Here is a 16,763-nt window from a genome sequence, read left to right as displayed (position 1 = left end):
AAAGATTTCGCAAAAATCAGCGGGCAGGGTGTAAAAAAAGTATAAAAATGGATAAGACCATAATTTAACTAATGGTTAGTGTTAATTTAACTATTTTGTAACTTAATTACGGCGTGAATGTAAATAAAGGTTCAATTGATAAAAAATAGTGGTCGGATGAGTAGTAAAATTACCGACAAAGCGGTACTATTTTAACCAGATTAAGATACGCCGCAGAACGGTTTCTCAATCTAATACGGCAAAACATTTTCCGGTGACCGTTACCGGCCAAACAAAGGGGAGAGAAAAATGACTATTTATAAAGCGTTTCCAGCGCATGTCGTGTTGATGCGTCGTACTTTCGCCGTGCTGGCAGGTCTGTTGGCGTTGCCGGTAATGATATTCTGGAAAGACCGCGCGCGCTTTTACAGCTACCTGCACCGCGTCTGGGCTAAAACCAGTGAGAAACCGGTCTGGATGGATCAGGCTGAAAAAGTAACCTGCGATTTTTATTAATTAAGCACACAGCAAAACCCCCGCCACCGCAGCAACACTGCGGTGGCTTTTTTTTGCCACTTTTACGCCACCTCTCTGGCACGCCTTTTTTCGCTGACTCCGGCTACAATCATTGCAGCTTATTATTTCTGTCAGGCATTGATTTTCAGGAGAATTATGGCCACGCATCTGGTCTGGTTTCGCGCGGATTTACGCGTTCACGATAACCTGGCGCTTTCTGCCGCCTGCCGTGATAAGACGGCCAGCGTGAAGGCCTTATTTATCGCTACCCCTGCCCAGTGGCGGCAGCACGCTATGGCGCCGCGGCAGGCCGCTTATCTTGCCGCACATCTCAATGAACTGCGGCAACACCTTGCACAGAGGGGCATTGCGCTGATTTATCGCGAAGTGGCTGACTTCGCCGCCAGCGTGCAGGCGGTGGCCGCCGTCTGCGAGCAGGAGCAGGTCAGCCATCTCTTCTATAACTATCAGTATGAGTTCAATGAGCGTCAGCGCGATGCTGCGGTAGAGAAGCTGCTTACCGGCGTGTCCTGTCAGGGCTTTGATGACAGCGTGATGCTGCCCCCCGGCAGCGTAATGACCGGTAGTGGCGAGATGTATAAGGTATTTACCCCCTTTAAAAGCGCCTTTCTACGGCGGCTTAAAGAAGGGCTGCCGCCGTGCGTTGCCGCGCCTTCTGTGCGTAACGGTGGGCCGTTAACCGGCGTGCAGGAGACGATAACGTTTGATTATCCGCAGCAGGATTTTGACCCGACGCTGTTTCCGGCTGATGAAAAAAGCGCGCTGGAGCGGCTGCGGCACTTTTGCCGCCAGCAGGCGGCGGCATACGAACAACAACGCGACTTTCCGGCCATCGAGGGGACCAGCCGCCTTTCAGCCTGCCTGACCATTGGCGTACTGTCGCCGCGCCAGTGTCTGCACCGCCTGCTGGCGGAACAGCCGGATGCCCTGAACGGCGGCGCAGGCGGGGTCTGGCTCAACGAGCTTATCTGGCGTGAATTTTATCGCCATTTGATGACGTATCATTCTGATTTATGTAAGCACCAGCCTTTTATTGCCTGGACCCGCAAGGTGTCATGGAATGACCGGCCGGAGATGCTTCGCGCCTGGGAAGAGGGGAGAACAGGCTATCCTGTTGTGGATGCCGCAATGCGCCAGATGAACAGTACCGGCTGGATGCATAACCGCCTGCGAATGATTACCGCCAGTTTCCTGGTCAAGGATCTGCTTATCGACTGGCGGCGCGGCGAACGCTATTTTATGTTACAGCTGGTGGACGGCGATCTGGCGGCCAATAACGGCGGCTGGCAGTGGGCAGCCTCGACGGGCACCGATGCCGCCCCGTATTTTCGTATTTTCAATCCCACCACCCAGGGGGAACGGTTCGACCCGGAGGGGGCGTTTATCCGCCGCTGGCTTCCCGAACTGGCGCATATTCCCGGTAAAGCCATTCACCAGCCGTGGCAATGGGCAGATAAGACCGGAAACCCGCTGGATTATCCGCGGCCGATCGTTGACCATAAACAGGCTCGCGTCGCCACGCTGGCGGCCTATGAAAGCGCACGCAAACCGTAAGAGAGAATGATGAAAAATAGTGAACTGGAAACCCTGATCAACGAAAAACTCAACGCTGCGGCATTCAAGGATTACGGTCCGAACGGGCTGCAGGTGGAAGGCCGTGAATCAGTACAGAAAATTATCACCGGCGTTACGGCAAGCCAGGCGCTGCTGGACGAGGCCGTGCGCCAGCAGGCGGACGCAGTGATCGTTCACCACGGTTATTTCTGGAAAAATGAGCCCGCTATCATTCGCGGCATGAAGCGTAACCGCCTGAAAACCCTGCTCGCCAATGATATTAACCTCTACGGCTGGCATCTGCCGCTGGACGCGCACCCGGAGCTGGGGAATAACGTACAGCTGGCGTCGTTACTCGGCATCACGGTGATGGGCACCGTCGGCGATGAACAGCTGCTGCCCTGGGGCGAACTGTCGATGCCGGTTCCGGGCCTGGAGCTGGCGTCGTGGATCGAGGCGCGGCTGGGCCGCAGGCCGTTATGGTGTGGCGATACCGGGCCCGAGCAGGTGAAACGCGTGGCCTGGTGTACCGGTGGCGGCCAGGGATTTATTGATGACGCGGCCCGTTTTGGCGTCGATGCCTTTATTACCGGCGAGGTTTCCGAGCAGACCATTCACTCGGCCCGTGAGCAGGGGCTACATTTCTATGCCGCTGGCCATCATGCCACCGAACGCGGCGGCATTCGCGCGCTGAGCGAATGGCTTACGGAAAATACCGATCTTGATGTGACCTTTATCGATATCCCCAACCCCGCCTGATAAAACGGGCGCGAAAGTAATATTATTTATCGCGCCCGCTCTTATTAATAATAATAGTGAATATTTTAAGGCTATTTCATTTATTTTGTAAATGAAATAGCCTTAATTTCTCGCCAGTTTATGGTTTTGGTTGAACAAAGCTGACCTTTATTTATACTGTTTTTTCTGAGGGGAAATTCTTATATTTGCGTCAGGCGTACGGTCTGTTTACAGGCGCGCGTGATTGCAAAAGATGGAGAAAAGAGTGATGTTGCGCCATCTTTTATTATTCATTGTTTTAGTATCAGCCTCGCCGGCCTGGGCGGGCATTGTTATATCCGGAACGCGGGTTATCTATCCCGCTGACAAGAAAGAGGTAACCGTCAATCTGACCAATAAAGGGCAAAATGCCTCGCTGGTACAAAGCTGGGTTGATACCGGCGACCCCACCGTCTCACCGGCACAGGTGAAAGTCCCCTTTGTTATCTTCCCTCCTATCACGCGTATTGACGGGGGTAAAGGCCAGATGCTGCGGTTGAGCTACACCGGCAGCAATCTGCCTGCCGATCGGGAGTCGGTGTTCTGGCTTAACGTTCTGGCGGTGCCGCCAAAACAGCATAATGATAAAAATTATCTCAATGTCGCTTATCAGAGCCGGTTAAAAATATTTTACCGGCCGCAGACATTGACAGGCAGCGTTGAAGAGGCGGCAGCGTCGCTGAAAATGACGAAAAAAATAAAGGTTTTTCCGTTGTTAATCCGAGCCCTTTTTATATCTCACTGGTGGAAATTGAGTGGCAGAGCGGAAACAAAGAGCACGTGGTGCAGGGCGAGATGATTGCGCCTTATGGCTCGCTGACGCTGGATACGGATGATGACGCCTCTTTGCGTAACGCTACCGCTTGTCATATTAAGTACATCAATGATTTTGGGGCAATTAAGCAAATCAGGCTGGCATCGGGTTGCTGATTAAAAGAGGCGTTTTGACATGGAGAGGTTTAAAATGCGTTATTACGTTTTGTTAGGTGCGGCGTTTTTCGCTAATTCAGTACAGGCGGCAGATATTCCCTGGGGAACCGACTGTAAATACAGTGTGATCGAGACCGCTATTTCCTTTCCCGCCGGAATTAAGATCACCCTTGATCCTAATGTGCCGGTGGGAACCACTTTTTTTGAACATTTTATTAACACGGATTTATCCGGTGCGATAGCTTGTGATACAGCCCTGAGTTATTCCTATGCCGGGCAGTATGCCTATGAAAACGGTGGATCATTTGTCCTGATGAGCGGTAATGGCTTGACAAGTTCTACAGGTACTTACCCGGTTTATAAAACCAATATCCGCGGAGTCGGGATGGTTATCAGGAGCGGTAGCCGAGCATTTCCCTATACCTCCACCCCCACACCCCAAACAAATCAAAAGTTGAGTTACCGTTGGGGAACGACTTTTGATATAGATATTATTAAATATGGCGACATTCCGCTTGGTGCCAGCACGGTAAATGTTAACTCGCTTTATTTACCGGTGATCAACAGGAACGTTGTTATCTCTAATAGTAGTAATACAACTAAATTAAAAAATGGCACAGTCACGCTGCAGCGCATCACTATGGGCAGCGCCACATTTAATATTGTCAGCAGTACCTGCAACACACCAGATGTTGCCGTCGATTTGGGCAAACGTAAAATCGTAGATACCGCTAACCGCGAAGGGGGGCAGTTTGCGACACCCTGGGTGGATGCAAGTATCCACTTAACGGGTTGCCCCGTCTTTTATGGTACAGGCGAGCGCAGTAACGATGTTAAAAGTAAAACGCGTAACAATATTCTCACCTTAACGCTTCAGCCAGGTAACGCCACGACCAGCAGTGAAGGGATGATGCCTGTTGATACCACGGGGCCAACGGCGAGTGGCGTAGGCATTCAACTGGCATATGGCACTGCTACGTCTGCGCAGCCGGTAAACTTTTCGGGCGGGCAGGCCAGTGCAAAATATACGATGTCTTCTTCCCAGGGGGCCACGTATACCATTCCGCTTGTGGCCCGTTATAAACAAACGGCCAGTAGCCTGAGCGACGTTAAGAGCGGACCGGCGAACGGTAAAATCACCTATCTGATTAACTATTTTTAGAGCGCAGGCTTTTTGATTCTGGCAATTTTTTAATAAGACACAGTGGTATCAGCATATTGGTTAGCGAGATTTCAGATACCACTTTATTAAATTCAGGGGCAAACAACCGGAGCGATCTGCTGATTAACAGCGTAATGGATTAACAAAACAAGCTCAGAGGAAAGTGGCATGCGATACGCAATATTTTTACTCCTGTTTTTTTCAATTTCGCCGCTGCACGCAACAACCTGGGGGAGCGACTGCAGTTACGACACGCAGATCTACAATGTTACCATCCCTTCCGGAAAACGTATTTCCATCGACCCAAACGTCGCTGTTGGCACCGTTTTTTTTGAGCATTATGTGGGGGGGCAGTCCGGGCAAAACTTTAAATGCCAGACGGCACATAGCTACACGCTACAGGGGGCGTATACCTATGGCGCTGGCGGACGAACTATCGAAATGAGCGGCGGTGGTTTAAGTAGCCCAACGGGCACCTATCCAGTCTATAAAACGAATGTAGAGGGGCTTGGTCTGGTCGTTCGTCGTGGCGCCTATGCTTTTCCTTACTGGTTTACAACCTACTCTTATACTAACAAAATACTCAATTATACCGGCTCGATAACGCAGGTATTTGATATAGACCTGGTCAAATATGGCGATATTCCCGTTGGGAGCCATACCGTAACGATAGATTCGACTGTTATTCCCAGTATTGATTCGATTGTCAAAGTGTCCAACAGTAGCAATACGGCGGCGTTACCCAATGGCCAGGTCACGATGGCGCGATTTATTTTGTCGCCTGCAACGTTTTATATCGTTTCCGCCACCTGCGATACGCCGGATGTTACCGTCAATCTTGGCAGTCATCAGATTGCGGATACGCGCAACCGCGAAGATAGCCATTTCGCCACCCCCTGGGTTGATGCCAGCATTCGCCTTATCAACTGTCCGGTCTTTTATGGCACGGGTGAGCGGGGGGATAATAAAGATATCATTCGCAATAACGTCATGACCGTAAGCTTACTGGCCGGTAATGCAACGACAAGCAGTCAGGGGATTATGCCGGTAGACACCGGCCCATCAGCCGCGCAAGGGGTGGGTATCCAACTGGCATACGGCACCGCAGCCTCACCTCGATTTGTCGATTTTTCGGCGGGAAAAGGCACGCAAACATATACGATGTCTCCCACTCAGGGGGCCACCTACACTATTCCCCTCGTCGCAAGATATATACAGACGGCAAGCAGTATTGCGGATATCAGCGCTGGGCAGGGCAACGGCAAAATGACCTATATGATCACCTATTACTGACGGGTGATTGCGGCTCTCTGACGGGCAATATCGTTGCCCGCGTCATCCCTGTCGACGGAAGCCACCGCGCGCGTTATCTTAACGTATTGATAACGTAACCCGGATGAAAGGAGCGGCAAAGTGCAGCGAGCGCGGTGTTATCTGTTAGGCGAAACGGCAGTGGTGCTGGAGCTGGAACCGCCCGTTACGCTGGCGACGCAAAAGCGTATCTGGCGTTTAACCCAGCGGCTGGCGGATGTGCCGGAAGTGGTGGAAGCCATTCCGGGAATGAATAATATCACCGTGGTGCTCCGCGACCCCCATCTGCTGGCGCTCGATGCCATTGAGCGTTTGCAGCGCTGGTGGGAGGAGAGCGAAGCGCTGGAGCCTGATTCCCGGACGGTGGAAATCCCGGTGGTCTATGGGGGCGAGGCCGGGCCCGACCTGCCCATTGTCGCCGAATACGCTGGCCTGTCACCGTCTCAGGTGGTAGAGCTTCACGCCTCTATCGACTATGTTGTCTGGTTTTTAGGTTTCCAGCCCGGCTTTCCCTATCTGGGCGGCTTACCCGCGCAGCTTGCCACCCCGCGGCGCGCGGAGCCGCGCGTGAGCGTGCCTGCGGGCTCGGTCGCTATTGGCGGCGCGCAAACGGGCATCTATCCGTTGTCGACGCCGGGTGGCTGGAACCTGATTGGCCGCACCGAGCTGCCTCTTTTCAACCCCACGCTTGCCGAACCGGTACTGCTACGCCCCGGCGATACGGTACGATTTATTCCCCGCAGGGAGGGCGTATGCTGAAAATTATCCGAGCCGGCATTTATACCACCGTCCAGGGCGGCAAACGCATTGGCCTGCGCCAGGGTGGCGTTAGCTACTGCGGGGCGCTGGACGGCCCGGCGCTGCATATCGCCAACGCGCTGGTCTGTAACGAAGGAGACGCGCCGGGGCTTGAAATTACCCTGGGGCAGTGCGAAGTAGAATTTACCACCGAGGTCTGGTTTGCCTTAACCGGCGCAGGGTGTGGAGCAAAACTCGATGGCAACGTGGTATGGACCGGCTGGCGCTATCTGGCAAAGCCAGGCCAGCGGCTGGTACTGAATCGTCCGCAGCACGGCATGCGTAGCTATCTGGCCGTCGCGGGCGGGCTTGATGTGCCGCAGGTGCTCGGCTCTTACAGTACCGATCTGCAAACCGGCCTTGGCGGCCTGGAAGGGCGATTATTGCGCGATGGCGACACTATCCCGATACGCGCCGCATCACGAACGATAAAACGCCCGCAAGGGGTCAGGCAGCTGTTATGGGGAAACCGGATTCGGGCGTTGCCCGGCCCGGAATACCGTGAGTTCGATGCCCATTCTCAGGAGGCATTCTGGCGGGTGCCGTGGCGTTTAAGTCCGCAAAGTAACCGTATGGGATACCGGATGCAGGGGCATCAACTGGTGCGGGCAACCGACCGGGAACTGGTTTCTCACGGGCTGTTGCCCGGCGTGGTGCAGGTGCCGTCCAACGGTCAACCCATTATTTTAATGAATGACGCCCAGACAACCGGCGGCTATCCGCGCATTGCCTGTATTATCGAAGCGGATATGTATCATCTGGCGCAAATCCCGCTGGGACAACCGATCCACTTTGTGCCCGCCACGCTTGAAGAGGCGCTGGCGGCGCGACAGGATCAGGCGCGGTTTCTGGAACAGCTGACGTGGCGACTACGGCATGAGGATTGATCTTAACGCCGATCTCGGCGAGGGGAGCGGTAATGACGCGGCGCTGCTAAAACGGGTCACCTCGGCCAATATTGCCTGCGGTTTTCACGCCGGGGATGCGCAGACCATGCTGAGTTGCGTGCGCGAGGCGTTGAAAAACGGCGTCGCTGTCGGGGCGCATCCTGGTTTTCCCGACCGGCAGAATTTTGGCCGCACTGCGATGCAGTTGCCGCCAGAGACCGTCTATGCGCAAACGCTATACCAGATTGGCGCGCTGGCGGCGATAGTGCGCGCTGAAGGGGGGCATCTGCGCCACGTAAAACCTCACGGCATGCTCTATAACCAGGCGGCAACCGATGCTGTGCTGGCGGATGCCATCGCTCGCGCTATCCGCGACGCAGACGCCTCCTTGCTGCTGGTCGGTCTGGCGGGAAGCGAACTGATTCGTGCCGGGGAACGCGTTGGCCTGAGCACGCGCCAGGAGGTCTTTGCCGACCGGCGCTATCAGGATGATGGTACGCTGGTGCCCCGTTCGCAGCCCGGCGCGCTGATTCACGATGATGAGGAGGCGCTGGCCCAGACGCTCGACATGGTGCAAAACGGGAAGGTGACAAGTATTCATGGCCTGTCGGTGCCAGTGATGGCGCAGACGGTCTGCCTGCACGGCGACGGCGATCGTGCGCTATTATTTGCCGGTCGTCTGCGGGACGCTTTTCAGGCTCGTGGTGTAAAGGTAACTGCTGATTAACGAAAGGATGTTGTGATGCCAGAAGGACCGGAGATTCGCCGTGCGGCGGATACGCTTGAAGCCGCGATAAAAGGCAAACCCTTAACCGAGGTCTGGTTTGCTTTTCCGCATTTGCAAACGCACGCCTCCTCGCTTGTCGGGCAGACCATTGAGCGCATCGAAACCCGGGGCAAAGCACTGCTCACTCACTTCTCCGGCGGCCTGACCCTGTACAGCCACAATCAGCTGTATGGCGTCTGGCGGGTGGTCGATGCGGGGGAGGAGGTGGCGACCACACGGATACTGCGCGTGCGGCTGGCGGCGGCGGATAAAGCGATTTTGCTGTACAGCGCTTCGGACATCGAACTGCTGACGGCTCAGCAGCTGGCCGCGCACCCCTTTTTGCAGCGCGTCGGGCCGGATGTGCTTGATATGTCCCTTACCACAGAGCAGGTCAAAGCGCGGCTGCTGTCACCGCGTTTTCGTCGTCGCCAGTTCTCCGGCCTGCTGCTCGATCAGGCATTTCTGGCGGGGCTGGGGAATTATCTGCGGGTGGAGATTCTCTGGTATGCCGCCCTTGCCCCGCAGCACAAAGCGGCGGAGCTCACGGACGAACAGCTGGATGTGCTGGCCGGGGCGCTGCTGGAGATTCCGCGGCTCTCCTACCAGACGCGAGGCAGGGTTGACGATAAAAACATCACGGGGCGCTGTTTCGCTTTAAGGTGTTTCATCGCGCCGGGAAGAGGTGCGAGCGCTGTGGCGGGGTGATTGAAAAAACAACGCTGTCGTCGAGGCCTTTTTACTGGTGCCCCGGGTGCCAGAAGTAGCGAGCAGCTTGAGATACAGCCAATAAAAAACCCGCCGCAGCGGGTTTTTTTACGTCCATCAGATCAATGCTTTTCCAGATCCGATTTGAATTCGCGCTGATCGTAACCGGTATACAGCTGGCGCGGACGGGCGATTTTAATCCCGTCGTCGTGCATTTCATTCCAGTGCGCAATCCAGCCCACGGTACGCGCCATCGCGAAGATAACGGTAAACATGGAGGAGGGGATGCCCATCGCTTTCAGGATGATACCGGAGTAGAAGTCCACGTTCGGATAGAGCTTACGCTCAATGAAGTACGGGTCGTTCAGCGCGATGTGTTCCAGCTCCATCGCCACTTCCAGCAGATCGTCTTTGGTGCCCAGTTCACGCAGCACTTCATGGCAGGTTTCACGCATTACGGTCGCGCGCGGGTCATAGTTCTTATAGACACGGTGACCGAAGCCCATCAGACGGAACGAATCGTTTTTGTCTTTGGCGCGGCGCAGGAATTCCGGAATGTGCTTAACGGTGCTGATTTCTTCCAGCATTTTCAGCGCCGCTTCGTTAGCGCCACCGTGGGCAGGCCCCCACAGGGAAGCGATGCCCGCCGCGATACAGGCAAACGGGTTTGCGCCCGAAGAGCCTGCGGTACGCACGGTTGACGTAGAAGCGTTCTGCTCATGGTCGGCGTGCAGGATCAGAATACGGTCCATCGCGCGTTCCAGTACCGGGTTAACCTCATAGGTTTCGCACGGCGTTGAGAACATCATATTCAGGAAGTTGCCCGCATAAGAGAGGTCGTTACGCGGATAAACAAACGGCTGACCGATGGAGTACTTGTAGCACATTGCCGCTACGGTCGGCATTTTGGACAGCAGACGGAACGCGGCAATCTCACGGTGGCGCGGATTGTTAACATCCAGCGAGTCGTGATAGAAGGCCGCCAGCGCGCCGGTTACGCCGCACAGCACCGCCATCGGGTGAGAGTCGCGGCGGAAGCCGTGGAACAGACGAGTAATCTGCTCGTGAATCATGGTGTGGCGGGTAACGATGGTTTTAAATTCGTCATATTGCTCCTGCGTCGGTTTTTCACCGTACAGCAGGATGTAGCACACTTCCAGATAGTTGGATTCGGTGGCTAACTGATCGATCGGGAAACCGCGATGTAACAGAATACCTTCATCGCCGTCGATAAAAGTAATTTTGGATTCGCATGATGCGGTAGAGGTGAAACCTGGATCAAAAGTAAACACTCCTTTTGAGCCGAGACTACGGATATCAATAACATCCTGACCGAGCGTGCCTTTTAGCACATCCAGTTCGATAGCAGCGTCACCGTTATAGGTGAGGTTTGCCTTTTTATCAGCCATTTACGGTCTCCTTAGCGCCTTATTGCTTAAGACTGCCCGTTACCGGATTCGTATTCAACTGACTTCAAACGTTACCAGATTGTTATTTGGCTCGCGGCTCTGCTGAGGGGAGGAACCAGGGTACAGAGCGATGGGCGCGTGCAGGTACACTTTGAAAGTCCAGTCGAAACAACAACAAATCAGGTTTCCGGCAGTCCGAATATGTCAAACCTGTCTATCACTAATAACTGTCCTGATTACTTCGGTCAATACCATCACACTGTTGCATAACTTATTGGCAGGTGAAAGCAAGACCCCATAACTTTTGCGAATTATAACTCTCTCCGGGTGAAGTTTGTAACAATAATGTTTAATATTTGTCAAATCAGATGATTAAAATTTAAATAAATGTTGGTATCGTGACGAGCATCACTGTTCTGCATAAAACCCGACAAACTATATGTAGGATAATTGTAATGATTTTGTGAACGACCTATACTGCCGCCAGGTCTCCGGAATAACCTGCAATCCCGAGCCACCCAGCGTTGTAACCTGTCGTTTCGCATCTGGAAGCTGAAATTTTGCATGACGCGCAGTTATAGAAAAGGACGCTGTCTGACCCGCACGCAGACCGGAGGAAGGAAACTATAAGAACAGCATGTGGGCGTTATTCATGATAAAAAATGTGAAAAAACAGAGACCTGTTAATCTGGATCTCACAACGATTCGGTTTCCTGCCACGGCGATAGCGTCCATTCTGCACCGTGTTTCCGGCGTCATTACTTTTGTGGCTGTCGGGATCCTGCTGTGGTTACTGGGGCTGTCGCTGTCATCTCAAGACGGTTTTCAAACCGCTTCCGCCATCATGAGCGGCTTCTTTGTTAAATTTATTATGTGGGGCATTCTGACGGCGCTGGCCTATCACGCGGTTGGCGGTATTCGCCATATGCTGATGGACTTCGGTTGGCTGGAAGAGACATTCGAAGCAGGAAAACGCTCCGCTACTATCTGTTTTGCAATAACTGTCGTGCTTTCACTTCTCGCAGGAGTCCTCGTATGGTAAGCAACGCCTCCGCATTAGGACGCAATGGCGTACATGACTTTATTCTGGTCCGCGCTACCGCAATCGTCCTGACGCTGTACATTATCTACATGGTCGGGTTCTTCGCCGTCACTGGCGAGGTCACCTGGCAAGTCTGGACGGGCTTCTTCTCCTCTGCCTTCACCAAAGTCTTCACGCTGCTGGCGCTCTTCTCCACGCTAATTCATGCCTGGATTGGGATGTGGCAGGTGCTGACCGACTACGTTAAATCGGTGGCTGTACGCCTGATTCTGCAACTGGCTATCGTCGTTGCGCTCGCGGTTTACGTTATTTATGGATTCGTTGTGGTGTGGGGTGTGTGATGAAATTGCCAGTCAGAGAATTTGACGCTGTTGTTATTGGCGCAGGCGGCGCAGGTATGCGCGCGGCGCTACAAATTTCCCAGAGCGGCCAGACCTGCGCGCTGCTCTCTAAAGTTTTCCCAACCCGTTCCCATACCGTGTCGGCGCAGGGCGGCATCACCGTCGCGCTGGGCAATACGCACGAGGATAATTGGGAATGGCACATGTACGATACGGTAAAAGGCTCCGATTACATCGGCGACCAGGACGCTATCGAATATATGTGTAAAACCGGCCCCGAAGCGATTCTGGAGCTGGAACATATGGGTTTGCCGTTCTCCCGTCTGGACGATGGCCGAATCTATCAGCGCCCGTTTGGCGGCCAGTCGAAAAACTTCGGCGGCGAGCAGGCGGCGCGCACGGCGGCGGCGGCTGACCGTACCGGTCATGCGCTGCTGCACACGCTTTATCAGCAGAACCTGAAAAACCACACCACCATCTTCTCCGAATGGTACGCGCTGGATCTGGTGAAAAACCAGGACGGCGCGGTTATCGGCTGCACCGCGCTGTGCATCGAAACCGGTGAAGTGGTCTACTTTAAAGCCCGCGCGACCGTGCTGGCGACCGGCGGCGCAGGCCGTATTTACCAGTCCACCACCAATGCCCACATCAATACCGGTGACGGCGTCGGTATGGCGCTGCGCGCAGGCGTGCCGGTGCAGGATATGGAGATGTGGCAGTTCCACCCGACCGGTATCGCCGGCGCGGGCGTTCTGGTCACAGAAGGCTGCCGTGGTGAAGGCGGTTACCTGCTGAACAAACATGGCGAGCGCTTTATGGAGCGTTACGCGCCGAATGCGAAGGACCTGGCGGGTCGTGACGTGGTGGCGCGTTCCATCATGATCGAAATCCGTGAAGGCCGCGGCTGCGACGGTCCGTGGGGACCGCACGCCAAGCTGAAACTCGATCACCTCGGTAAAGAGGTGCTGGAATCCCGCCTGCCGGGCATTCTGGAGCTGTCGCGCACTTTCGCCCACGTTGATCCGGTGAAAGAGCCGATTCCGGTTATCCCGACCTGCCACTACATGATGGGCGGTATTCCGACCAAAGTAACCGGCCAGGCGCTGACCGTTAACGCGCAGGGCGAAGACGTGGTGATCCCGGGGCTGTTCGCGGTGGGCGAGATCGCCTGCGTATCGGTTCACGGCGCCAACCGTCTGGGCGGCAACTCGCTGCTCGACCTCGTGGTCTTTGGCCGCGCGGCCGGTCTGCACCTGCAGGAATCCATTGCCGAGCAGGGGCCGCTGCGTGATGCCAGCGACTCCGACGTGGAAGCGTCGCTGGAGCGCCTCAACCGCTGGAACAACAACCGTGACGGCGAAGACCCGGTTGTTATCCGTAAAGCGTTGCAGGAGTGCATGCAGCACAACTTCTCCGTATTCCGTGAAGGCGATGCGATGGCGAAAGGGCTGGAGCAGCTCAAGGGTATCCGCGAGCGCCTGAAAAACGCCCGTCTGGATGATACCTCCAGCGAGTTCAACACCCAGCGCGTTGAGTGTCTGGAACTCGACAACCTGATGGAAACCGCGTACGCCACCGCCGTTTCCGCAAACTTCCGCACTGAGAGCCGTGGCGCGCATAGCCGCTTCGACTACCCGGATCGCGACGATGAAAACTGGCTGTGTCACTCCCTGTATCTGCCAGAGAGCGAGTCCATGACGCGTCGCAGCGTCAATATGGAACCGAAACTACGTCCGGCGTTCCCGCCGAAGATTCGTACTTATTAATGCGGAGAGTGGAAAATGAAATTCGAATTTTCGATCTATCGTTATAACCCGGACGTTGACGATGCGCCGCGCATGCAGGACTACACGCTGGAAGGGGAAGAAGGCCGCGACATGATGCTGCTGGATGCCTTAATGCAGCTTAAAGAGCAGGACCCGAGCCTCTCTTTTCGTCGCTCCTGCCGTGAAGGGGTGTGCGGTTCAGACGGCCTGAACATGAACGGCAAAAACGGCCTGGCGTGTATTACTCCACTGTCGGCGCTGGGCAATGGCAAACAGAAGATTGTTATTCGCCCGCTGCCCGGCCTGCCGGTAATCCGCGATTTGGTTGTGGACATGGGGCAATTCTATGCCCAATATGAGAAGATTAAGCCTTACTTATTGAATAATGGGCAGAATCCACCTGCACGCGAGCATCTGCAGATGCCAGAGCAGCGTGAAAAACTCGACGGGCTGTACGAATGTATTCTGTGTGCCTGCTGTTCAACCTCCTGTCCGTCTTTCTGGTGGAATCCGGACAAGTTTATCGGCCCGGCCGGTCTGCTGGCGGCGTACCGTTTCCTGATCGACAGCCGCGATACGGAAACCGATAGCCGTCTGGAAGGGTTGAGCGATGCTTTCAGCGTATTCCGCTGTCACAGCATCATGAACTGCGTCAGCGTATGTCCGAAAGGGCTGAACCCGACGCGCGCCATCGGCCATATTAAGTCGATGTTGTTGCAGCGCAGCGCGTAAGTCAGCAAAAAAGTCCCGGATGCGGCGCACGCGCCTTATCCGGGCTACAAGCTAGCCTCTCCCGAAAGGAGAGGGAATGGATTGCAGGAAATCTTTAAAAACCGCCACATTGGCACATCCAGTAATCGAGGCGTTCAGCGCGAGACAAGGCGGCAACTGAGCGCATCCCAGGAGCATAGTGAACTATGTGACTGGGGTAAGCGAAGGCAGCCAACGAAGTCGCAGCCTGAACGCAGAAGATTAATGGCAGTTTTTAAAGGTTCCTTCGCGGGCCAACCAAGAGCTCGCAAGTGAACCCCGGAACGTACACGTGGTGTGCGTTGTTGTTATCCACGGCGAAGTAAGCATAACAATGCTTAAGGGATCACGATGCAGAACAGCGCTTTGAAAGCCTGGCTGGACTCTTCTTACCTCTCTGGCTCGAACCAGAGCTGGATAGAGCAGCTCTATGAAGACTTCTTAACCGATCCTGACTCGGTCGACGCAACATGGCGCTCCATGTTCGAAGAGCTTCCGGGCACCGGAGTGAAGCCGGATCAATTCCATTCCAAAACACGTGATTATTTCCGCCGTCTGGCGAAAGATGCATCACGTTATTCCTCTTCCGTTACCGACCCTGACACCAATGCGAAACAGGTCAAAGTCCTGCAGCTGATCAACGCCTACCGTTTCCGTGGGCATCAGCAGGCGAACCTTGACCCGCTGGGGCTGTGGCAACAGGAACGCGTTGCGGATCTCGATCCTGCCTTCCACGACCTCACCGAAGCGGATTTCCAGGAAACCTTCAACGTGGGGTCGTTTGCTATTGGCAAAGACACCATGCAGCTCGGCGAGCTGATTGCCGCGCTCAAGCAGACCTACTGCAGCTCTATCGGCGCGGAATATATGCATATCACCAGCACCGAAGAGAAGCGCTGGATCCAGCAGCGTATCGAATCCGTTGCCGGTAAAGCCAGCTTTAGCGCCGAAGAGAAAAAACGTTTTCTGGGCGAGCTGACCGCGGCGGAAGGCATGGAGCGCTACCTGGGAGCGAAATTCCCCGGCGCGAAACGCTTCTCGCTGGAAGGCGGCGACGCGCTGGTGCCGATGCTAAAAGAGATGATTCGCCATGCGGGTAAAAGCGGCACCCGTGAAGTGGTGCTGGGCATGGCCCACCGTGGTCGTCTGAACGTGCTTATCAACGTGCTGGGTAAAAAACCTCAGGACCTGTTCGACGAATTCGCCGGTAAGCATAAAGAACACCTTGGCACCGGCGACGTGAAGTACCACATGGGCTTCTCGTCCGATATCGAAACCGAAGGCGGCCTGGTGCACCTGGCGCTGGCGTTCAACCCGTCGCACCTGGAAATCGTAAGCCCGGTGGTGATGGGCTCCGTGCGTGCGCGTCTCGATCGTCTGGACGAGCCGAGCAGCAACAAAGTGCTGCCGATCACCATTCACGGCGACGCGGCGGTCACCGGGCAGGGCGTGGTGCAGGAAACCCTGAACATGTCCAAAGCGCGGGGATACGAAGTGGGCGGCACCGTTCGCATCGTTATCAACAACCAGGTGGGCTTTACCACCTCGAACCCGCTGGATGCCCGTTCCACGCCGTACTGCACCGACATCGGTAAAATGGTACAGGCGCCGATTTTCCACGTTAACGCGGATGACCCGGAAGCGGTCGCATTTGTGACCCGTCTGGCGCTGGATTTCCGTAACACCTTCAAGCGCGATGTCTTTATCGATCTGGTGTGCTACCGCCGTCACGGCCACAACGAAGCCGACGAGCCGAGCGCAACCCAGCCGCTGATGTACCAGAAAATCAAAAAACACCCGACGCCGCGCAAAATCTATGCCGATAAGCTGGAGCAGGACGGCGTAGCGACCCTCGAAGACGCCACCGAAATGGTTAACCTTTACCGCGACGCGCTGGATGCTGGCGAATGCGTGGTGAAAGAGTGGCGTCCGATGAATATGCACTCCTTTACCTGGTCGCCTTATCTCAACCACGAGTGGGACGAGAGCTACCCGAATAAGGTAGAGATGAAGCGCCTGCAGGAGCTGGCTAAACGCATCACCACC

The 16,763-nt window shown here is 54.9% G+C and carries 17 protein-coding genes and 1 pseudogene; 16 read left to right on the top strand and 2 right to left on the bottom strand.

Annotated features, from left to right (window positions below; translation table 11 throughout):
• Positions 1-288 precede the first annotated feature (288 nt).
• The 11 genes and pseudogenes from ENTHG_RS09660 to nei all read left to right on the top strand — a co-directional run bounded on the left by ENTHG_RS09660 (position 289) and on the right by nei (position 9,468).
• Positions 289-495 carry a YbfA family protein gene (locus ENTHG_RS09660; RefSeq protein WP_044178480.1) on the top strand — a complete coding sequence of 69 codons (207 nt, stop codon included), beginning with the start codon at positions 289-291 and terminating at the stop codon, positions 493-495.
• 156 nt (positions 496-651) lie between these two features.
• Positions 652-2,070 carry a deoxyribodipyrimidine photo-lyase gene (gene phrB, locus ENTHG_RS09655; protein ID WP_044178477.1) on the top strand — a complete coding sequence of 473 codons (1,419 nt, stop codon included), beginning with the start codon at positions 652-654 and terminating at the stop codon, positions 2,068-2,070.
• Between the two features lie 9 nt (positions 2,071-2,079).
• Complete coding sequence (locus tag ENTHG_RS09650) at positions 2,080-2,829, top strand: type 2 GTP cyclohydrolase I (RefSeq protein WP_044179205.1); 750 nt, start codon at positions 2,080-2,082, stop codon at positions 2,827-2,829.
• A 247-nt stretch (positions 2,830-3,076) separates the two neighbouring features.
• On the top strand, positions 3,077-3,646 hold the full coding sequence (locus ENTHG_RS09645; RefSeq protein ID WP_052332684.1) for a fimbria/pilus periplasmic chaperone: 570 nt from the start codon (positions 3,077-3,079) through the stop codon (positions 3,644-3,646).
• Positions 3,592-3,777 carry a fimbrial biogenesis chaperone gene (locus ENTHG_RS26420; protein WP_161624519.1) on the top strand — a complete coding sequence of 62 codons (186 nt, stop codon included), beginning with the start codon at positions 3,592-3,594 and terminating at the stop codon, positions 3,775-3,777. The genes ENTHG_RS09645 and ENTHG_RS26420 overlap by 55 nt, the downstream gene beginning before the upstream one ends.
• Before the next feature lie 34 nt (positions 3,778-3,811).
• Complete coding sequence (locus ENTHG_RS09640) at positions 3,812-4,939, top strand: fimbrial protein (RefSeq protein WP_044178475.1); 1,128 nt, start codon at positions 3,812-3,814, stop codon at positions 4,937-4,939.
• A gap of 168 nt (positions 4,940-5,107) precedes the next feature.
• Positions 5,108-6,232 carry a fimbrial protein gene (locus ENTHG_RS09635; RefSeq protein ID WP_044178472.1) on the top strand — a complete coding sequence of 375 codons (1,125 nt, stop codon included), beginning with the start codon at positions 5,108-5,110 and terminating at the stop codon, positions 6,230-6,232.
• Positions 6,233-6,352: 120 nt separating this feature from the next.
• Positions 6,353-7,009, top strand: a complete 657-nt coding sequence (pxpB, locus tag ENTHG_RS09630) for a 5-oxoprolinase subunit PxpB (RefSeq protein ID WP_044178469.1) — start codon at positions 6,353-6,355, stop codon at positions 7,007-7,009.
• A complete protein-coding gene (pxpC, locus tag ENTHG_RS09625) occupies positions 7,003-7,935 on the top strand; it encodes a 5-oxoprolinase subunit PxpC (protein WP_044178468.1) in 933 nt (310 codons plus the stop codon). The genes pxpB and pxpC overlap by 7 nt, the downstream gene beginning before the upstream one ends.
• Positions 7,925-8,662 carry a 5-oxoprolinase subunit PxpA gene (gene pxpA / locus ENTHG_RS09620; RefSeq protein ID WP_044178466.1) on the top strand — a complete coding sequence of 246 codons (738 nt, stop codon included), beginning with the start codon at positions 7,925-7,927 and terminating at the stop codon, positions 8,660-8,662. Before pxpC ends, pxpA begins: the two co-directional genes overlap by 11 nt.
• A 15-nt stretch (positions 8,663-8,677) precedes the next feature.
• Positions 8,678-9,468, top strand: a pseudogene (nei, locus tag ENTHG_RS09615) (endonuclease VIII).
• A gap of 63 nt (positions 9,469-9,531) precedes the next feature.
• Here nei and ENTHG_RS09610 read toward each other — a convergent pair.
• Both ENTHG_RS09610 and ENTHG_RS26415 read right to left on the bottom strand, forming a co-directional pair.
• Positions 9,532-10,818 carry a citrate synthase gene (locus ENTHG_RS09610; protein WP_044178464.1) on the bottom strand — a complete coding sequence of 429 codons (1,287 nt, stop codon included), beginning with the start codon at positions 10,816-10,818 and terminating at the stop codon, positions 9,532-9,534.
• Between the two features lie 204 nt (positions 10,819-11,022).
• Positions 11,023-11,181, bottom strand: a complete 159-nt coding sequence (locus ENTHG_RS26415; RefSeq protein WP_421957880.1) for a hypothetical protein — start codon at positions 11,179-11,181, stop codon at positions 11,023-11,025.
• Positions 11,182-11,455: 274 nt separating this feature from the next.
• Here ENTHG_RS26415 and sdhC point away from each other — a divergent pair, with 274 nt between their 5' ends.
• From sdhC to sucA, 5 genes are all read left to right on the top strand, one after another.
• Positions 11,456-11,860 (top strand): succinate dehydrogenase cytochrome b556 subunit, encoded by a 405-nt coding sequence (gene sdhC, locus ENTHG_RS09605; protein WP_044178461.1) that lies wholly within the window; start codon positions 11,456-11,458, stop codon positions 11,858-11,860.
• A complete protein-coding gene (gene sdhD, locus ENTHG_RS09600; RefSeq protein ID WP_044178459.1) occupies positions 11,854-12,201 on the top strand; it encodes a succinate dehydrogenase membrane anchor subunit in 348 nt (115 codons plus the stop codon). The genes sdhC and sdhD overlap by 7 nt, the downstream gene beginning before the upstream one ends.
• Entirely contained in the window at positions 12,201-13,967 is a 1,767-nt protein-coding gene (sdhA, locus tag ENTHG_RS09595) for a succinate dehydrogenase flavoprotein subunit (protein ID WP_044178455.1), read from the top strand. The genes sdhD and sdhA overlap by 1 nt, the downstream gene beginning before the upstream one ends.
• Before the next feature lie 15 nt (positions 13,968-13,982).
• Complete coding sequence (gene sdhB, locus ENTHG_RS09590) at positions 13,983-14,699, top strand: succinate dehydrogenase iron-sulfur subunit SdhB (protein ID WP_044178452.1); 717 nt, start codon at positions 13,983-13,985, stop codon at positions 14,697-14,699.
• Between the two features lie 369 nt (positions 14,700-15,068).
• The coding region (gene sucA, locus ENTHG_RS09585; protein WP_044178449.1) for a 2-oxoglutarate dehydrogenase E1 component at positions 15,069-16,763 on the top strand (1,695 nt) is incomplete at its 3' end.

This window comes from Phytobacter massiliensis JC163 (genome assembly GCF_000321045.1).
GTDB lineage: Bacteria > Pseudomonadota > Gammaproteobacteria > Enterobacterales > Enterobacteriaceae > Phytobacter_A > Phytobacter_A massiliensis.
This window is presented reverse-complemented; position numbering and strand designations above follow the sequence as displayed.

What these genes read in the sequence shown, in the direction of transcription:
- ENTHG_RS09660 (WP_044178480.1), top strand. Translation starts at nt 289, where the DNA reads ATGACTATTTATAAAGCGTTTCCAGCGCATGTCGTGTTGATGCGTCGT.
- phrB (WP_044178477.1), top strand. Translation starts at nt 652, where the DNA reads ATGGCCACGCATCTGGTCTGGTTTCGCGCGGATTTACGCGTTCACGAT.
- ENTHG_RS09645 (WP_052332684.1), top strand. Translation starts at nt 3,077, where the DNA reads ATGTTGCGCCATCTTTTATTATTCATTGTTTTAGTATCAGCCTCGCCG.
- ENTHG_RS09640 (WP_044178475.1), top strand. Translation starts at nt 3,812, where the DNA reads ATGCGTTATTACGTTTTGTTAGGTGCGGCGTTTTTCGCTAATTCAGTA.
- sdhB (WP_044178452.1), top strand. Translation starts at nt 13,983, where the DNA reads ATGAAATTCGAATTTTCGATCTATCGTTATAACCCGGACGTTGACGAT.
- ENTHG_RS09650 (WP_044179205.1), top strand. Translation starts at nt 2,080, where the DNA reads ATGAAAAATAGTGAACTGGAAACCCTGATCAACGAAAAACTCAACGCT.
- pxpC (WP_044178468.1), top strand. Translation starts at nt 7,003, where the DNA reads ATGCTGAAAATTATCCGAGCCGGCATTTATACCACCGTCCAGGGCGGC.
- sdhC (WP_044178461.1), top strand. Translation starts at nt 11,456, where the DNA reads ATGTGGGCGTTATTCATGATAAAAAATGTGAAAAAACAGAGACCTGTT.
- ENTHG_RS09610 (WP_044178464.1), bottom strand. Translation starts at nt 10,818, where the DNA reads ATGGCTGATAAAAAGGCAAACCTCACCTATAACGGTGACGCTGCTATC.
- sdhD (WP_044178459.1), top strand. Translation starts at nt 11,854, where the DNA reads ATGGTAAGCAACGCCTCCGCATTAGGACGCAATGGCGTACATGACTTT.
- pxpA (WP_044178466.1), top strand. Translation starts at nt 7,925, where the DNA reads ATGAGGATTGATCTTAACGCCGATCTCGGCGAGGGGAGCGGTAATGAC.
- sdhA (WP_044178455.1), top strand. Translation starts at nt 12,201, where the DNA reads ATGAAATTGCCAGTCAGAGAATTTGACGCTGTTGTTATTGGCGCAGGC.
- ENTHG_RS09635 (WP_044178472.1), top strand. Translation starts at nt 5,108, where the DNA reads ATGCGATACGCAATATTTTTACTCCTGTTTTTTTCAATTTCGCCGCTG.